Below are 16830 nucleotides of genomic sequence, written 5' to 3'. Positions count from 1 at the left end.
CGCGGCCTCGGGGCCGGGGTCGAAAAGGGCGGGCCGGCGCGGGCGGGAGCTGGTTAGGGTGCGGTCATGAGCGGACCCGTACCCGAAACGCAGCAGATCACGGCCTTCATGTCCGCTTTCGCCCGCAGGCAGGCGGAGCGCACGGTCGACCTGGCCGGCGGGTTCGCGGCGCTCGACGACACCTTCCACCACTCCCGGGCCGACAACCAGGTCGTCATCGACGACCCCGCCGCCCTGGATCCCGAGGCGCTCCCCGCCCTCGCCGACGAGGCGCTCGGGCACCTGCCCTTCCGGCTGGTCAGCGTCCTGGACGAGGCGGTCGGAGCCGCCGCGGCCCCCTCCATGGTCCGGGCCGGCTACACCCACCTGACCCTGGTCGTCCTGCGGCACACCGGACCGGTGCCGGCCGCCGCCGGGGTGCCCGCCGCCGGGGAGGTGGACCTGGCCGCCTTCCGCGAGCCGCTCGCCCGCCGCTGGCGCGGGTTCCTCCCGACGGTCGACGCGGCGGTGCTGGACCAGCTCGTGGCCCGGCGCCGAGCCAGGCTGCGGGGCGCCGCCGACGTGCGCTTCCTGGGCGCCCGTACCGCCGAGGGGGACGTGGCCGCCTGGTGCGACCTCTACCTCGACCCGGCCTCGGGCACCGCGCAGATCGAGGACCTGATGACCGACGGGGCGCGGCTGGGCCGCGGCCACGGCGACGCCGTCCTCACCGCGGCCCTGCGCGCGGCCGCCGACGCCGGCTGCGGCACGCGCTTCCTCACCGCCGACGAGGCCGACTGGCCCCGGCACTGGTACGCGCGCCGGGGCTTCGTCCAGGTGGGCCGGGTGCACGTCTTCGACCGCGGCTGAACCGCGGCCGACCGAGGAGCTACGCCGCCAACGTGGCCGGTGGCTCCGACATCGGCCGGGAGTCCGCCTCCCGCTGGCGTTCCGCGCTGTCGCTGATCCGGATCAGCAGCCCGATCATGATCCAGTTGGCCAGCAGCGACGAACCGCCGCTCGCCAGGAACGGCAGCGCCTTGCCGGTGAGCGGGATCAGCCCGGTCACCCCGCCCGCCACCACGAACACCTGGAGCGCCAGCGCGGACGCCAGACCGACCGCCAGCAGCTTGCCGAAGGGGTCGCGGGCGCCGAGCGCCATCCGCAGCCCCCGCTGGGCCAGCAGCCCGTAGATGAGCAGCACCGCCATCACCCCGGCCAGGCCCAGCTCCTCGCCGACCGTGGTCAGGATGAAGTCGCTGCGCCCCGCGAAGCTGATCAGCTCGGGATGGCCCATGCCCAGCCCGGTCCCCGAGACCCCGCCCGTGCCGAAGCTGAACAGCGCCTGCGCCGACTGGTCGGAGGTGATGCCCGGCGGCCGCGGGTTCTGGTAGTACGACAGCGGGTCCAGCCAGGCGGCGACACGGCCCTTCACGTGCGGCTCGGTCGAGCCCACGACGAAGGCGCCGACAGCCGCCATGAGGCCGCCGCAGACGATCCAGCTGGTGCGCTCGGTGGCGACGTAGAGCATCACCACGAAGACGCCGAAGAAGATCAGCGAGGTGCCGAGGTCGCGCTCGAAGACCAGCACCAGCAGCGAGACCAGCCACACCGTGATGATCGGGCCGAGCTGGCGCATCGGCGGCAGCCGCATGCCCAGGAACTTGCGGCCGGCCAGGGCCAGGGTGTCGCGGTGCAGCACCAGGTAGCCCGCGAAGAACACCGCGATCATGATCTTCACGAACTCGCCGGGCTGGAGCGACATCCCGAAGAGGATGATCCAGCGCTTGGCGCCGTACTTGTCCGCGCCGAAGAACGCCGGCGCGATGAGCAGCACCAGCGAGACGACCATCGTGATGTAGATGAAGCGCTGGAGCAGCCGGTGGTCGCGCAGCAGCGCCACCACCCCCAGACAGGCCGCGACGCCGATCACCGACCACACCAGCTGGCCCTGCGCGACCGCCGGGGAGTTGTACCGCTCCAGGTACGCCTGGTCCAGCCGGTGCAGCAGCACCAGCCCCAGCCCGGTCAGCAGCATCGCCAGCGGCAGGATCAGCGGATCGGCGTAGGCGGCGAACCGGCGCACGCCGAGGTGCCCCACCAGCGAGAGCAGCGTCATGCTGATCGCGAAGCCGGTGAGGTTGGCGGGCAGCTCGCCGTTCATCGCCAGGTTCGCGCTCGCGTGTCCGAAGACGGTGATGACGACGACCAGGACCAGCAGCAGGGCTTCCGTACGACGGCGGGCGCCCGACGTCGTACTCGCGTTCAGTCCACGCACGGGATGCCGCCGCCGTCGATGGCGGGCTTCCTCTCGTCCGTGGTCGGCGGGGGCGCGGCCGGCGGGGTCGAGCCCGAGCTCCCGGCACCCGGTGACGAGGCAGCGCCACCCGGTGCACTCGGGCTCGCGGTCGCCCTGGGCCCTATCTGCTCGGCAATGAGGCGCTTTATCTTCATATCGTCTACGACGTTGATGTCGGTCCCATGGTTGCTTCCGAACCTCTCGATCGGCAGTGTCGTGAATTCCACATTGCCGCCGGACAGGTTCTTCGCCTGCTTCACGAAGGACATCAGGTCCCAGCCCTCGTCGGTCACCACGTCCTGCTTGGCCGTGTTGATCAGCTTGAGTAGTTTCACCGGATCCGTAAAGGTCCCCGCGTCGTTCAGTTTCTTCGTCGCCCCGGCCAGGAACGCCTGCTGGCGCCGCGTCCGGTCCAGGTCGCCCCCGTCCAGACCCATCCGCTGGCGCACGAAGGCCAGGGACTGCTGCCCGTTCAGGGTCTGCCGCCCGGCCGGGAAGTCAGCGCCGGAGTTCTTGTCCTTGACCGCCTTGTTCAGACACACCGGTACGCCGCCCAGCGCGTCCGCCACGTGGTAGAAACCGGCCAGGTTCAACTCGGCGAAGTGGTCGATCGGCACGCCCAGGAAGGCCCGCACCGTGTCCAGCGAGGCCTTGCGCCCCGCCTCGCGCCCCTCCCGCTCCAGCTGCCGGCTGTCCTTGACCCCCTGGCCGGACAACTGCTCCTCGCGCTTCGCCTTCGCCCGCCCGTAGGCCTCCTTGATCTTCTGCTTGCCCGTGTCCCCGGGCACCCCGTGCATCGTCACGAAGTCGTCGCGCGGGATGGAGAAGGCCTTCGCCTTGCCGCCGTCGGCGGGCACGTGCAGGAGGATCAGGGTGTTCGTGTTGTAGCCGCCGATGTCGGAACTGCCGGCGTGCAGCTTGTCGAGGACCGAGTCGGGCAGCGGCTCGCCGTTCTGGTCCCGGCGGCTGTCCAGCCCCATCAACAGGATGTTCAGGTCCCCGGCCTGCGACTTCTCGGCGCCCTTCAACGCCTTGGAGCTGCCGATGCTGCCCGCCAGGTCGTCGTAGAGGTACCAGCCCGTGGCCCCCGCCAGCACGGCCAGCGCGCAGCCGGTGACCAGCAGCGCGCGCCCGATCCGCCGGTGCGGCCCCCGTGCCCCCCGGGCGCCCTGACCCGTCTTCCTGCGATGCGCACTCATGCCATCCGATGCTGGGGGCAGCTCGCTGAAGGAAACCTGAGGGTCCTGAAGACCCTTTCAGGACCCGGCGTCAGGACCCGGCGTCAGGACCCGGCCGGCAGCCGCAGCACCAGGCGCGCCCCGCCGCCCTCCGCGGGGGCCGCCGCGCTCACCTCGCCGCCGTGCGAGCGGGCGACCTCCCGGGCGATGGCCAGGCCCAGCCCGGTGCCGCCGCTGGCCCGGCCCCGGTCCGGGTCCAGCCGGACGAACCGCTCGAAGACCCGGTCCCGGTCCGCCTCCGGGATCCCCGGACCGTCGTCGGTGACCTCCAGCACGTTCCAGCCACCGCGCGCGTACGCCCGTACGACCACCTCGGTACGGGCGTGCCGCAGCGCGTTGTCCACCAGGTTGGCCAGCGCCCGCTCCAGCCGCGCCGGATCCCCGACCGCCGGTACGGGCGCCCCCGCGACCACCCGCAGCCGCACCCGCGGCGCGCGCCGGCGGGCCGCGTCCTCCGCGGCCAGCAGCGCCAGGTCCACCGGTTCGGTGCGCGGCGCCGGCCGCCCGTCGAGCCGGGCCAGCAGCAGCAGGTCGGCCGCGATCCGCTGGAGCCGCTCGGTGTCGGCCAGGGCGGCCGCGACCGACTTCCGGTCGGGCTCCTCCAGCGCCACCTCCAGCCGGGACCGCACGGCGGCCAGCGGATTGCGCAGCTCGTGCGAGGCGTCGGCGGTGAACTGGCGCTGGCGCGCGTCCGAGCGCTCCAGCCGGTCCAGGGTGTCGTTCACGGTCCGGGCCAGGCGCGCGATCTCGTCCGCCCCGCCCGGATCGGGCACCCGCCGGTCCAGCTCGCTCGCGGTGACCGAGGCCAGGGCGTCGCCGATCGCGGTGACCGGGCGCAGCGCGAGCCCCGCCACCCACCAGGCGAGCGCGGCGGCGAAGGCGATCAGCGGGGGCGCGCCGCCCAGCATCCCGTAGGCGACGGAACGGGTGGCGCCGTCCACGTCCCCGAGGACGGTCATCGCGTAGACGTAGTGCGGCGCCCCGGCCGCGCCGGCCCCGGCCGGCCCGGGGGAGCGGACCACGACCACCGCGCGCCGCTCACCGCTCCCGGGGGCGGGCGGCGGCAGGACGGTCGCGCGCGAATCCGCCCCGGCGGCCGGGCGCAGCCCCGCCAGCTCGGCGGGCAGTCGCCCCGGATCCCCGCTGGCGGCGGTCACCGCGCCCGCCGAGTCGAGGACGAGCACCAGGTCCACCCCGCTCTCGGGGGCCGGCAGCCGCCCCGCGGGCAGGGTCCGGGTGTCGAGCTGGGCCGCCACCTTGCGGGCGGCCAGCTCGGTGCGGCCGTTGGTGTTGTCCATGAGGTTGGCGCGCAGCAGGCCGTAGAGCCAGATCCCGCCCACGGCCAGGACGGCCGTCATCGCGAGCGCGGCGGCGAGGGCCGCGCGGGCCCGGACGCTGCTAACCACCGTCGGGGGCCATCCGGTAGCCGGTGCCGTGGACGGTGCGGATGGAGCGGCGCCCGAAGGGGGCGTCGATCTTCTTGCGCAGCGAGGAGACGTACACCTCGACGATGTTCGGGTCGATGTCCGCGGAGCCGCCGGGGGAGCGCCAGACCTCGTCCAGGATCTCCTGCTTGGCCACGGCCCGTCCCGGGTGCTCCATCAGGCAGGCCAGCACGCCCAACTCGCGGGCGGTCAGCTCGATGTCCTGGGTGCCCCGGCGGCAGCGGCGGGCCTCGGGGTCGAGGAAGAGGTCGCCGGCCTGGAGGGTGGTGGAGCGCCCGGGCGCCCCGGCCCGCCGGGCCAGCGCCCGGACGCGGGCGCCCAGGACGACGAAGGAGAACGGCTTGGTCAGGTAGTCGTCGGCGCCGGAGTCCAGGCCCTCGGCCTCGTCGTACTCGCCGTCCTTGGCGGTGAGCATCAGCACCGGGGTGGCGTCGCCGTGGGCGCGCATCCGCGTGCAGATCTCGTACCCGCTGAGTCCGGGCAGCATCAGGTCCAGCAGGACCACGTCGTAGGGGCCGCCGCTGAGCGCGAGCTCCAGGCCGCGGTGGCCGTCGTGCGCGACCTCGACCCAGTGGCCCTCGGCGGACAGGCCGCGCCGCAGGGACTCGGCCAGCCCCTCTTCGTCTTCGACCACGAGAATGCGCACGTCCCAAGCGTCACACACCGGGCCGGGACAACACCGGACGCGAGAAATTGGCACTCCGCTTGACCGAGTGCTAATCGCCGGAATAGTCTCGGGCCTGGCACTCGCCACTGGTGAGTGCCAACACAGCGACAGGCAGGTCCGGCACCCGCGACGACGGAACCACCTGGTCGCCACCCCAAAAACAGTTAACCCCGTGAGATCTCCGAAGGGGGAGACCGGATCGTGACGACCACCAGCTCCAAGGTTGCCATCAAGCCGCTTGAGGACCGCATCGTGGTCCAGCCGCTCGACGCCGAGCAGACCACGGCTTCCGGCCTGGTCATCCCGGACACCGCGAAGGAGAAGCCCCAGGAGGGCGTCGTCCTCGCCGTGGGTCCGGGTCGCTTCGAGGACGGCCAGCGTCTTCCGCTGGACGTCACCGTCGGCGACGTCGTCCTGTACAGCAAGTACGGCGGCACCGAAGTGAAGTACAACGGCGAGGAGTACCTCGTCCTCTCGGCCCGCGACGTGCTCGCGATCGTCGAGAAGTAAGTCACTTCTCCAGTTTTGCTTTGAGCTACGCCCCTGGTCACCCCTGCTGATGCCGGGCGGCGAGGGGCGTAGTTCGTTCAAGGCGGTCGCGGTGAGCGGCCGGGGATCGCAACGAGAGGGCTGAACCGCTCCCATGCCGAAGATTCTTAAGTTTGACGAGGACGCCCGTCGCGCTCTGGAGCGCGGCGTCAACAAGCTTGCCGACACGGTCAAGGTGACGATCGGCCCCAAGGGCCGCAACGTCGTCATCGACAAGAAGTTCGGCGCCCCCACCATCACCAACGACGGTGTCACCATCGCGCGTGAGGTCGAGCTCGACGACCCGTACGAGAACCTGGGCGCCCAGCTGGTGAAGGAGGTGGCGACCAAGACCAACGACATCGCGGGTGACGGCACCACCACCGCCACCGTGCTGGCCCAGGCGCTGGTCCGCGAGGGTCTGCGCAACGTCGCCGCCGGCGCCTCCCCGGCCGCCCTGAAGAAGGGCATCGACGCGGCGGTCAAGGCCGTCTCCGCCGAGCTGCTGGAGACCGCCCGCCCGATCGAGGACAAGTCCGACATCGCCGCCGTGGCCGCGCTCTCCGCGCAGGACGCCCAGGTCGGCGAGCTCATCGCCGAGGCGATGGACAAGGTCGGCAAGGACGGTGTCATCACCGTCGAGGAGTCCAACACCTTCGGCCTGGAGCTGGAGTTCACCGAGGGCATGGCCTTCGACAAGGGCTACCTCTCCCCGTACATGGTGTCCGACCAGGAGCGTATGGAGGCCGTCCTCGAGGACCCCTACATCCTGATCAACCAGGGCAAGATCTCGTCCATCCAGGACCTGCTGCCGCTGCTGGAGAAGGTCATCCAGGCGGGCGCCTCCAAGCCGCTGCTGATCATCGCCGAGGACGTCGAGGGCGAGGCGCTCTCCACCCTCGTCGTCAACAAGATCCGTGGCACCTTCAACGCCGTGGCCGTCAAGGCCCCCGGCTTCGGTGACCGCCGCAAGGCGATGCTCCAGGACATGGCCGCCCTCACCGGCGCCACCGTCATCGCCGAAGAGGTCGGCCTCAAGCTCGACCAGGCCGGTCTGGACGTGCTGGGCTCCGCCCGCCGCGTCACGATCACCAAGGACGACACGGTCATCGTCGACGGTGGCGGCAGCCACGACGACGTCCTGGGCCGCGTCAACCAGATCAAGGCCGAGATCGAGTCCACGGACTCGGACTGGGACCGCGAGAAGCTGCAGGAGCGCCTGGCGAAGCTCGCCGGTGGCGTCTGCGTCATCAAGGTCGGCGCCGCCACCGAGGTGGAGCTCAAGGAGAAGAAGCACCGCCTCGAGGACGCCATCTCGGCGACCCGCGCCGCGGTCGAGGAGGGCATCGTCTCCGGCGGTGGCTCCGCGCTCGTCCACGCCGTCAAGGTCCTGGAGGGCAACCTCGGCCTGACCGGCGACGAGGCCACCGGTGTCGCGGTCGTCCGCCGCGCCGCCGTCGAGCCGCTGCGCTGGATCGCGGAGAACGCGGGCCTCGAGGGCTACGTCATCACCGCGAAGGTCGCCGAGCTCGACAAGGGCCAGGGCTTCAACGCCGCCACCGGCGAGTACGGCGACCTGGTCAAGGCCGGCGTCATCGACCCGGTCAAGGTCACCCGCTCCGCCCTGGAGAACGCCGCCTCCATCGCCTCCCTGCTGCTCACGACCGAGACCCTGGTCGTCGAGAAGCCGGCCGAGGACGAGGGCGACGCCGGTCACGGCGGCCACGGCCACAGCCACTGACCTGGTCGGTAGCGCGCCGGTCCGCCGGCGCGCCCGCCCACGGGCACATGGGAAAGCCCCGTTCCGTCGGAACGGGGCTTTCTCCGTCTCACATGCCCAGCTGGCGCATCAGTCCCGGTGCGTCGTAGTACCACCAGTCCTCCGCGATCTGACCGTTCTCGAGCCGGATCGTCGTACAACCCGACATCGTGACGTCCTTGCCGGTCGGTGCGATCCCCATGAACTCGCCGCGGTGGGTGCCGCGCCAGTCCCACAGGGTGGTGACGCAGTCCCCCTCGGCGATCTGGCGCGTCCTGTCGAAGGTGAAGTCGAAGGCGTCGCGCCACATGCCGATCGTGCGGCGCATGCCGTCCCGGCCGTTGCCCAGGCCCTCGGTGTCCATCATGTCGTGACTGATGAAGCCGACCGCCACGCACTCGTCGATGACGTCGAAGTCGCCCTTGACGGCGACGTCCTCGAAGATCCGGTTCGCGACGAGCTTGTTGAGGTACTCGTCGCGCACCACGTCGAGGTTCATGAACTTGGGCATGCCGTCGCAGAGGGCCACCATCTCCTGGAACATCCGGTCCGTCTCCGGGAGTTGAGAGTTCCTCATGGCCTCCTCGTAGGAGGGGAATTCGACCAGGTCCACGTAGTGGGTGCCCGAGTCGCGGTCCCTGCCGATCAGGGTGTGGGTGACCGTGCGCCTGCCGGCGGTCTGTTCCGCGTAGCGGTCGATGAGTGCGTTCATCTCGTCGAACCGCTTCGTCTCGTAATCGATTACCTGTACGAATGTCATCGCGTCGCCTCCCAGCGGGAACGGGACACGTCCAGTTTAAGGAGGATTGCGCTAATTGGGTGGTTTACCCGCCAGTCACTGGGGGCCGTACTTGCGGCCCGTACGCGAGGACACCCCACCCAGGAGCCCGCGCGGGGCCAGCTTCACCACGCTCATCAGCGCCTTGTAGCGGGGGTCCGGGATCGACACCGTCCGCCCGCGCGCCAGGTCGGCCAGCGCTTCGGCGACCAGTTTGTCCGCGTCCAGCCACATCCAGTTGGGGATGTTGTCGGTGCCCATCCCGGCCCGCTCGTGGAATTCCGTACGGACGAAGCCCGGGCACAGGGCCATCAGCCGGACCCCGGAGTCCGCCAGGTCCTTCGCCGCGCCCTGGGTGAACTGCACGACCCAGGCCTTGCTCGCCCCGTACGTCCCGCGCGGCAGGAAGGCGGCCACCGAGGCCACGTTGACCACGCCGCCGCGGCCGCGCGTGCGCATCGACGCGGTCGCCGCCGAGGTCAGCCGCAGGACGGCCTCGATGTGCACCTTGATCATGGTCAGCTCGTCGGCCATCGGTACCTCCAGGTACCGGCCCTTGTTGCCGAAGCCCGCGTTGTTGACCAGCAGGTCCACCGGGTGCTTGAGGTCGGCCAAGCGCTGCTCGACCGCCGTGATGCCCTCCTCCGTGGAGAGGTCGGCGCTCAGCACCTCGGCCTCGATGCCGTGCCGGTCGTGCAGCTCGGTCGCCTGCTCGCCGAGTCGCTTGGTGTCGCGCGCCACCAACACCAGGTTGTGCCCCTGGGCGGCGAGCTTGCGGGCGAAGGCGGCGCCGATGCCCGCCGTGGATCCTGTGATCAACGCAGTCGTCATAGGCGCAACCTAGCGCCGCGACCGCGAATGTCCACCGGGTGCCCGGCGCCGGCGCCGGCCGTGGGGCCCGTCAGACCCGCGCGCCGCCGGCCCCGGTGCCGTACTTCGCCACGTACGCGCGGATCGCGTCCCGCGCCTTGGGCTCCAGCGCGTCACCCGCCGCCAGCGCCCGCGGGAGCAGCGCGCGCTCGGTGGTGAAGGCGCGGAACCAGAAGCCGACGCTCACCTCGTGGTCCGGCCGGTGGACGACCTCGATCGGGTCGCCCGGGGAGACCGAGCCCTCCTCGATCACCCGCAGGTACGCGCCCGGGCGGACCTCCCGGGTGAAGCGCTTGACCCAGCTCTCCTCCTCCAGGAACCCCTGGAAGGTCCGGCACGGGATCCGGGCGGAGGCCACTTCGAGGACCAGGTCCGCGCCGACCCGCCACCGCTCGCCCACCCGCGCACCGGTGACGTCGAGCCCCGCGGTGGTGAAGTTCTCGCCGAAGATCCCGCCGGGCAGCGTCCGGCCCAACTCGCCCTCCCACCAGTCCAGGTCCTCGCGCGCGTACGCGTAGACCGCCTGGTGCTCGCCGCCGTGGTGGCGCAGGTCGCAGACGGCGTCGCCCTCGACCCCGCTGGCGCCGGTGCCCTTGGGGCCGGGCGCGAAGACGCGCAGCGGCCCGGCCACCGGCCGCTTGTCGCTGCCGGTCAGGCCGCCCTCGGCGTCGGTGTAGTCGACGACCGCCGCGCGGCCCACATTGAGGGATATCAGCTCCATGGGGGCACGCTAACCGAGCACCCTCAAAGCCGTCCATGATTATTGGCGGCGGCTCCAAAGCAAGGCTTATGCTCGGAGGGTGATCGAGGCACGTCATCTCCGAGTCCTGCGCGCCGTGGCCGGTACGGGTTCCTTCTCCGCCGCCGCCCGCGAACTGGGCTGTACCCAGCCCGCCGTCTCCCAGCAGATGAAGGCACTGGAACAGTCCGCGGGCACCCCCCTGCTCATCCGGGCCGGCCGCGAGACGCGGCTGACCCAGGCGGGGGAGGCGCTGGTGCGCCACGCGGCGGGCATCCTCGCCGGGCTGACCGCGGCCGAGGAGGAGGTCGCGGCCATCGCCGGCCTGCGCGCGGGCCGGGTCCGGCTGGTCTCCTTCCCCAGCGGCAGCTCCACGCTGGTGCCGACCGCGCTGGCCGCGATGCGCGCCGAGCACCCCGGCACCCGGATCTCGCTGGTCGAGGCGGAGCCGCCGCGCTCGGTGGAGATGCTGCGCGAGGGCGACTGCGACGTGGCGCTGGCCTTCCGCTACGCGGGCGCCGCGCCGGACGGGACGGCGGCCGAGTGGGACGACCTGGTCGTCCGCCCGCTGCTCACGGACCGGCTGGTCGGGCTGGTGCCCGAGGGGCACCGGCTGGCGGGCGCGGCCCGGGTGGGCATGGCGGAACTGGCCGAGGAGCCCTGGATCGCGGGCTGCCCGCGCTGTCGCCGCCATCTGGTCGAGGTCTGCGAGGCCGCGGGATTCACCCCGCGGATCGACTTCGCCACCGACGACTACCCGGCCGTGGTCGGCCTGGTGGGCGCGGGGCTGGGCGTGGCGGTGCTGCCCGAGCTGGCGGTGGAGTCCGTACGGGCCAAGGGCGTGGCCGCGCTGGTGCTGGAGCCGGCCGTGGAGCGGGAGGTCGTGGCGCTCACGCTGGCGGACCTGGCCCGGGTCCCCGCGGTGGCGGCGACCCTGGACCAGTTGGAGCGGGCCGCCACCCGCTGACGGTCGTACGGTCGTACGCCCGGACGGGTGACGGCCCGGTGATGGCGGTCGTGCCGACGGCGGTCGGCGGACCCCCGACGGAATCCACGAAATCGAAGAAACGTTCCTTCGGGCGTTTCCTCCGGTCCAGGTGGACCGGGGTGGTTCGGAGGGGTGACTCAGTGCCTGACGGTCGGCCCCGTCACGGCGGCCCCCGTCACGCTGGTGGCCGGGATGAGGCGGTGCCGGGCCCGCCCCATCAGCTCTTCGCGTTCGTCCTCGGTCAGGCCGCCCCACACCCCGTAGGGCTCGCGGACGGCGAGTGCGTGCGCTGCGCATTCCGAACGCACCGGGCATCGCATGCAGACCTCTTTAGCCGAGGTCTCGCGCGCGCTCCTGGCCGCGCCCCGCTCGCCTTCCGGGTGGAAGAAGAGGGAGCTGTCGACCCCGCGGCAGGCGGCGAGCAGCTGCCAGTCCCACAGGTCGGCGTTCGGTCCGGGGAGGCGGGAGAAATCTGCCATGGGTAGTCCTCTTGGTGCCGGTACTGAGGCGGGTGTGGTCCATGTCTCCACATCTACTGTCGTAGTAGATGTAAATATGACTCATTGGGAATCTAGCCTCAGACACATGCCAAACGGAAGGAAAGCCGCCAAATAGGGCATAGCTCCAGATGGAGGACACGCGGCTCGTGGCTCCCACGCCGTGTTCGGTACCTCACGTAGAGTGCCGAAGGTGTCCGTCCGACCCGTAACTCTTTCGAGTGACCGTCGTTGAGAGTGTGAAGGCGGTTGAACCAAGAAGTTCTCGGACAGGTGTCCGGGAGCATCGACCGCAACGGTGACGATACGTACCAGCCTGGAGGCTCAAGGTGACGCGCATCAGCAGCTGCGGAGGGCGGTCATGACATCCGTCCTCGTCTGCGACGACTCCCCGCTTGCCCGAGAGGCGCTCCGTCGTGCGGTTGCCACCGTGCCCGGCGTCGAGCGTGTGACGACGGCTGCCAACGGCGAGGAAGTCCTCCGCCGCTGGGGTGCCGACCGCTCCGATCTGATTCTGATGGATGTACGGATGCCGGGCCTGGGCGGTGTCGAGACCGTCCGACGGCTGCTCTCGGCCGACCCGGGCGCCCGCATCATCATGCTGACGGTCGCCGAGGACCTGGACGGGGTGGCCCTCGCGGTCGCCGCCGGCGCCCGGGGCTATCTGCACAAGGACGCCTCGCGCGCCGAACTGCGGGCCACGGTCACCCAGGCGCTCGCCGACCCGACCTGGCGGCTCGCCCCCCGGCGGCTGCGCTCGGCCGAGATGGGCGCCGCGCCCACGCTCACCGCGCGCGAGATCCAGGTCCTGGAGGGCATGAGCCACGGCCGGTCCAACGCGGAGATCGGGCGCGAGCTCTTCCTCTCCGAGGACACGGTCAAGACCCACGCCCGCAGGCTGTTCAAGAAGCTCGGCGCCTCGGACCGCGCGCACGCGGTGGCACTCGGCTTCCGCTGGGGCCTGGTCCGCTAGCAGCTGTCAGCCGTCCTCCGGCCCGGTCCCGTCGGTACGTCCCCGGTCGCGCCCCGCCCGTCAGCGCGGGGCGCGAGGCGCCGCACCGATCGGGGTCGCGCGATCGGGTCGAGTCGCATGCGGTGCGGACCCGGGATTCGCGAGGCACAATCCGGGGGACGTGTCGCTTCGGGCGCGATGCCGCATCCTTGATGGTGTGGCCGCGCTTTCGGAGCTGTGGCCTCGGGGACCGGGACCATTCGGCCGAGCGGGAGGGGAGGGCACGGGCAATGACTTCAGGTGCACCCGCTCATAACGCTTCGATGCACAACACGGGCCGTGGCGGCGCGAACGCTCCGGCGCCAAGGCACCATGGATTGATGCGCGACGACGAGGCCGAGGGGTCCACCGCGGCCACGGGCCCGACCGGCACCGCCAATGGCGGCAGCGCCGGGGCCGTCGGCGCGCTCGTACGCCGTGCCGTCGAGGGCGACGGCCAGGCCACCCACGACCTGCTCGCCTTCGTGCACCCCCTCGCCATCCGCTACTGCCGCACCCGGCTCTCGCGGCTGCCCGGTGATGCCCGCCACTTCGTCGAGGACCTGGCGCAGGAGGTCTGCGTCGCCGTCCTGATGGCGCTGCCGCGCTACCGCGACACCGGCCGGCCCTTCGAGGCGTTCGTCTTCGCGATCGCCGCGCACAAGGTCGCCGACCTGCAGCGGGCCGCCATGCGGCACCCCGGCAGCACGGCCGTGCCCTCCGACGAGATGCCGGAGCGGCCGGACGACTCGCTCGGCCCCGAGGAGCGGGCGCTGCTCAGCAGCGACGCGGCCTGGGCCAAGAAGCTGCTGGCCAATCTGCCCGAGAACCAGCGCGAGCTGCTGGTGCTGCGGGTGGCCGTCGGGCTGACGGCGGAGGAAACCGGCCAGATGCTCGGGATGTCCCCGGGTGCGGTCCGCGTCGCCCAGCACCGCGCGCTCAGCAGGCTGCGCGCCCTCGCCGAGCAGTAGGGCGCCGGGCGCTCCCGCGTCGTTCCCGTAGACCGCCGCGGCGCCCCGCCCTAAGCTCGATGAAAAGTCCGTAGGAAGCTACGAATCTTTCCGTCGATCTTGGTCGTGGAATGAGACGCCCCGGGATCCCGTTAGCATGGACATCCGCGCTGAGCAAGACCATCTGGGAAGGTGTCATGACTGTCAACGCCGATGGAGTGCCCGACAAATTCGCCACGCTGGGGCTCACTTACGACGATGTGCTGCTCCTGCCGGGCGTGTCGGACATGGCGCCTGACCAGATCGACACCTCCTCCCTCATTTCGCGGAACGTGCGGGTCAACGTCCCGCTGCTGTCCGCCGCGATGGACAAGGTCACCGAGTCCCGCATGGCCATCGCCATGGCCCGCCAGGGCGGCGTCGGCGTGCTGCACCGCAACCTCTCCATCGCCGACCAGGCCAATCAGGTGGACCTGGTCAAGCGCTCCGAGTCCGGCATGGTCACCGACCCGATCACGGTGCACCCCGACGCGACCCTGCGCGAGGCCGACGAGCTGTGCGCGAAGTTCCGCATCAGCGGCGTCCCGGTCACGGACCCGGCGGGCAAGCTGCTCGGCATCGTCACCAACCGCGACATGGCCTTCGAGTCGGACCGCGCCCGCCAGGTGCGCGAGGTCATGACCCCGATGCCGCTGGTCACCGGCAAGGTCGGCATCAGCGGCGTCGACGCCATGGAGCTGCTGCGCCGCCACAAGATCGAGAAGCTTCCGCTGGTCGACGAGGCGGGCATCCTCAAGGGCCTCATCACGGTCAAGGACTTCGTCAAGGCCGAGAAGTACCCGAACGCCGCCAAGGACAAGGACGGTCGCCTGCTGGTCGGCGCGGCCGTCGGCGTCGCGGGCGACGCCTACGAGCGCGCCCAGGCCCTGATCGAGGCGGGCGCCGACTTCATCGTCGTCGACACCGCCCACGGCCACTCCCGCCTCGTCGGCGACATGGTCTCCAAGATCAAGTCGAACTCGACGGTCGACGTCATCGGCGGCAACATCGCCACCCGCGACGGCGCCCAGGCGCTCATCGACGCCGGCTGCGACGGCATCAAGGTCGGCGTCGGCCCCGGCTCGATCTGCACCACCCGCGTGGTCGCCGGCATCGGCGTCCCGCAGGTCACCGCGATCTACGAGGCCTCCCTCGCCGCCAAGGCCGCGGGCGTCCCGGTCATCGGCGACGGCGGCCTGCAGTACTCCGGCGACATCGCGAAGGCCCTGGTCGCGGGCGCCGACACGGTGATGCTCGGTTCGCTGCTCGCCGGCTGCGAGGAGTCCCCGGGCGAGCTGCTCTTCATCAACGGCAAGCAGTTCAAGTCGTACCGCGGCATGGGCTCGCTCGGCGCGATGCAGTCCCGCGGCGACCGCAAGTCCTTCTCCAAGGACCGCTACTTCCAGGAGGGCGTCGGCGGCGACGACAAGCTGATCCCCGAGGGCATCGAGGGGCAGGTGCCGTACCGCGGCCCGCTCTCCGCCGTCGTGCACCAGCTGGTCGGCGGCCTGCGCCAGTCGATGTTCTACGTCGGCGGCCGCACGGTGCCGGAGCTCCAGGACCGGGGCCGTTTCGTCCGGATCACCTCGGCGGGGCTCAAGGAGAGCCACCCGCACGACATCCAGATGACCGTGGAAGCGCCGAACTACTCCCGCAAGGGCTGAGCGGGGCGACAGCGTGCTGGGGGCGGGTCCGCGCGGCGGACCCGCCCCCTTGCCGTGCGCCCGTAGCGTGCCCGTCCGCCGTCCGTACAGCGGTCACCGAAACGCGGCCCGCCGCCCGTCGGGGATACTGGACGGGCAGACCCAGAGGAAAGGCCACCACACGTGACTGAGATCGAGATCGGGCGCGGCAAGCGCGGCCGCAGGGCGTACGCGTTCGATGACATCGCCATCGTCCCCAGCCGCCGTACGCGAGACCCGAAGGAGGTCTCGATCGCCTGGCAGATCGACGCCTACCGCTTCGAGCTTCCGTTCCTGGCCGCTCCGATGGACTCGGTGGTCTCCCCGCAGACCGCCATCCGCATCGGCGAGCTGGGCGGTCTGGGTGTGCTGAACCTCGAGGGTCTGTGGACCCGGTACGAGGACCCGCAGCCGCTGCTCGACGAGATCGCCGCGCTGGACGAGGAGTCGGCCACCCGCCGCCTCCAGGAGATCTACCAGGCGCCGATCCAGGCCGACCTGATCAAGCAGCGCATCAAGGAGGTGCGCGACTCCGGTGTGGTCACCGCCGCCGCGCTCTCCCCGCAGCGCACCGCCGAGTTCTCCAAGGCGGTCGTGGACGCGGGCGTCGACATCTTCGTGATCCGCGGCACCACGGTCTCCGCCGAGCACGTCTCCGGCGCCGCCGAACCGCTGAACCTGAAGCAGTTCATCTACGAGCTGGACGTCCCGGTGATCGTCGGCGGCTGCGCCACCTACACCGCGGCCCTGCACCTGATGCGCACCGGCGCGGCCGGCGTGCTGGTGGGCTTCGGCGGCGGCGCCGCGCACACCACCCGCAACGTGCTGGGCATCCAGGTCCCGATGGCGACCGCCGTCGCCGACGTGGCCGCGGCCCGCCGCGACTACATGGACGAGTCCGGCGGCCGCTACGTGCACGTCATCGCCGACGGCGGCGTGGGCTGGTCCGGTGACATCCCGAAGGCCGTCGCCTGCGGCGCCGACGCGGTCATGATGGGCTCCCCGCTCGCCCGTGCCACGGACGCGCCCGGCAAGGGCCACCACTGGGGCATGGAGGCCGTCCACGAGGACGTGCCGCGCGGCAAGAAGGTCGACCTGGGCACCGTCGGCACCACCGAGGAGATCCTCACCGGCCCGTCGCACTCCCCGGACGGTTCGATGAACATCTTCGGCGCCCTGCGCCGCTCGATGGCCACCACGGGCTACAGCGAGCTGAAGGAATTCCAGCGCGTCGAGGTCACCGTCGCGGACTCCCAGCACCGCCGCTGACATCGCGGACCGAACGCCGCGGGGGGGGGGGGGGGGGGGGGGGGGGGGGGGGGGGGGGGGGTGGGGGGGTGTGGGGGGGGGGGGGGGGGAACCCGAGGAACGGAAACAAGGA

The 16830-nt window shown here is 71.5% G+C and carries 16 protein-coding genes; 8 read left to right on the top strand and 8 right to left on the bottom strand.

What is annotated here, in order from left to right; genetic code table 11:
- Positions 1–66: 66 nt before the first annotated feature.
- Positions 67–849 carry a GNAT family N-acetyltransferase gene (locus ACZ4UB_RS25195; protein WP_468073398.1) on the top strand — a complete coding sequence of 261 codons (783 nt, stop codon included), beginning with the start codon at positions 67–69 and terminating at the stop codon, positions 847–849.
- Positions 850–868: 19 nt separating this feature from the next.
- Here the strand turns inward: ACZ4UB_RS25195 and ACZ4UB_RS25190 are convergent, their stop codons facing one another.
- From ACZ4UB_RS25190 to ACZ4UB_RS25175, 4 genes are all read right to left on the bottom strand, one after another.
- The gene (locus tag ACZ4UB_RS25190; RefSeq protein ID WP_468073396.1) at positions 869–2257 is read right to left on the bottom strand and encodes an FtsW/RodA/SpoVE family cell cycle protein; all 1389 of its coding nucleotides are present in this window, start codon (positions 2255–2257) and stop codon (positions 869–871) included.
- Entirely contained in the window at positions 2245–3477 is a 1233-nt protein-coding gene (locus tag ACZ4UB_RS25185; protein WP_468073394.1) for an LCP family protein, read from the bottom strand. The genes ACZ4UB_RS25190 and ACZ4UB_RS25185 overlap by 13 nt, the downstream gene beginning before the upstream one ends.
- Positions 3478–3560: 83 nt before the next feature.
- The gene (locus ACZ4UB_RS25180; protein ID WP_468073392.1) at positions 3561–4922 is read right to left on the bottom strand and encodes a sensor histidine kinase; all 1362 of its coding nucleotides are present in this window, start codon (positions 4920–4922) and stop codon (positions 3561–3563) included.
- Positions 4915–5607: a response regulator transcription factor gene (locus tag ACZ4UB_RS25175; protein WP_354383035.1), complete on the bottom strand. Its 693-nt coding sequence runs from the start codon at positions 5605–5607 to the stop codon at positions 4915–4917. Before ACZ4UB_RS25175 ends, ACZ4UB_RS25180 begins: the two co-directional genes overlap by 8 nt.
- 222 nt (positions 5608–5829) lie before the next feature.
- On the opposite strand from ACZ4UB_RS25175, the gene groES reads away from it, so the two are divergent.
- The gene (groES, locus tag ACZ4UB_RS25170; protein WP_008739621.1) at positions 5830–6138 is read left to right on the top strand and encodes a co-chaperone GroES; all 309 of its coding nucleotides are present in this window, start codon (positions 5830–5832) and stop codon (positions 6136–6138) included.
- 133 nt (positions 6139–6271) lie between these two features.
- Positions 6272–7897, top strand: coding sequence for a chaperonin GroEL (gene groL / locus ACZ4UB_RS25165; RefSeq protein WP_468073389.1), 1626 nt, complete (start codon positions 6272–6274; stop codon positions 7895–7897).
- Positions 7898–7985: 88 nt separating this feature from the next.
- On the opposite strand, the gene ACZ4UB_RS25160 is transcribed toward groL, so the two are convergent.
- The 3 genes from ACZ4UB_RS25160 to ACZ4UB_RS25150 all read right to left on the bottom strand — a co-directional run bounded on the left by ACZ4UB_RS25160 (position 7986) and on the right by ACZ4UB_RS25150 (position 10284).
- Complete coding sequence (locus ACZ4UB_RS25160) at positions 7986–8675, bottom strand: ester cyclase (RefSeq protein ID WP_468073387.1); 690 nt, start codon at positions 8673–8675, stop codon at positions 7986–7988.
- Between the two features lie 75 nt (positions 8676–8750).
- Positions 8751–9524, bottom strand: a complete 774-nt coding sequence (locus tag ACZ4UB_RS25155) for an SDR family NAD(P)-dependent oxidoreductase (RefSeq protein ID WP_468073385.1) — start codon at positions 9522–9524, stop codon at positions 8751–8753.
- Positions 9525–9594: 70 nt separating this feature from the next.
- Positions 9595–10284, bottom strand: coding sequence for an MOSC domain-containing protein (locus ACZ4UB_RS25150; RefSeq protein ID WP_468073383.1), 690 nt, complete (start codon positions 10282–10284; stop codon positions 9595–9597).
- A gap of 79 nt (positions 10285–10363) precedes the next feature.
- Here ACZ4UB_RS25150 and ACZ4UB_RS25145 point away from each other — a divergent pair, with 79 nt between their 5' ends.
- Positions 10364–11269: a LysR family transcriptional regulator gene (locus tag ACZ4UB_RS25145; protein ID WP_468073381.1), complete on the top strand. Its 906-nt coding sequence runs from the start codon at positions 10364–10366 to the stop codon at positions 11267–11269.
- A gap of 158 nt (positions 11270–11427) precedes the next feature.
- Here the strand turns inward: ACZ4UB_RS25145 and ACZ4UB_RS25140 are convergent, their stop codons facing one another.
- Positions 11428–11769, bottom strand: a complete 342-nt coding sequence (locus tag ACZ4UB_RS25140; RefSeq protein ID WP_354383041.1) for a WhiB family transcriptional regulator — start codon at positions 11767–11769, stop codon at positions 11428–11430.
- Between the two features lie 379 nt (positions 11770–12148).
- On the opposite strand from ACZ4UB_RS25140, the gene ACZ4UB_RS25135 reads away from it, so the two are divergent.
- The 4 genes from ACZ4UB_RS25135 to ACZ4UB_RS25120 all read left to right on the top strand — a co-directional run bounded on the left by ACZ4UB_RS25135 (position 12149) and on the right by ACZ4UB_RS25120 (position 16718).
- Positions 12149–12760, top strand: coding sequence for a response regulator transcription factor (locus ACZ4UB_RS25135; protein ID WP_003948568.1), 612 nt, complete (start codon positions 12149–12151; stop codon positions 12758–12760).
- 359 nt (positions 12761–13119) lie between these two features.
- A complete protein-coding gene (locus tag ACZ4UB_RS25130) occupies positions 13120–13749 on the top strand; it encodes a sigma-70 family RNA polymerase sigma factor (protein WP_330332074.1) in 630 nt (209 codons plus the stop codon).
- Positions 13750–13925: 176 nt separating this feature from the next.
- Positions 13926–15431 carry an IMP dehydrogenase gene (gene guaB / locus ACZ4UB_RS25125; RefSeq protein WP_468073379.1) on the top strand — a complete coding sequence of 502 codons (1506 nt, stop codon included), beginning with the start codon at positions 13926–13928 and terminating at the stop codon, positions 15429–15431.
- 162 nt (positions 15432–15593) lie between these two features.
- Positions 15594–16718: a GuaB3 family IMP dehydrogenase-related protein gene (locus ACZ4UB_RS25120; protein ID WP_330332076.1), complete on the top strand. Its 1125-nt coding sequence runs from the start codon at positions 15594–15596 to the stop codon at positions 16716–16718.
- The last annotated feature ends 112 nt before the right edge of the window (positions 16719–16830 follow it).

The sequence above is a fragment of the Streptomyces sp. NPDC028419 genome (genome assembly GCF_055565515.1).
Note: the sequence above shows the minus strand (reverse complement) of the source record. Positions and strands in the feature narration are given on the sequence as shown.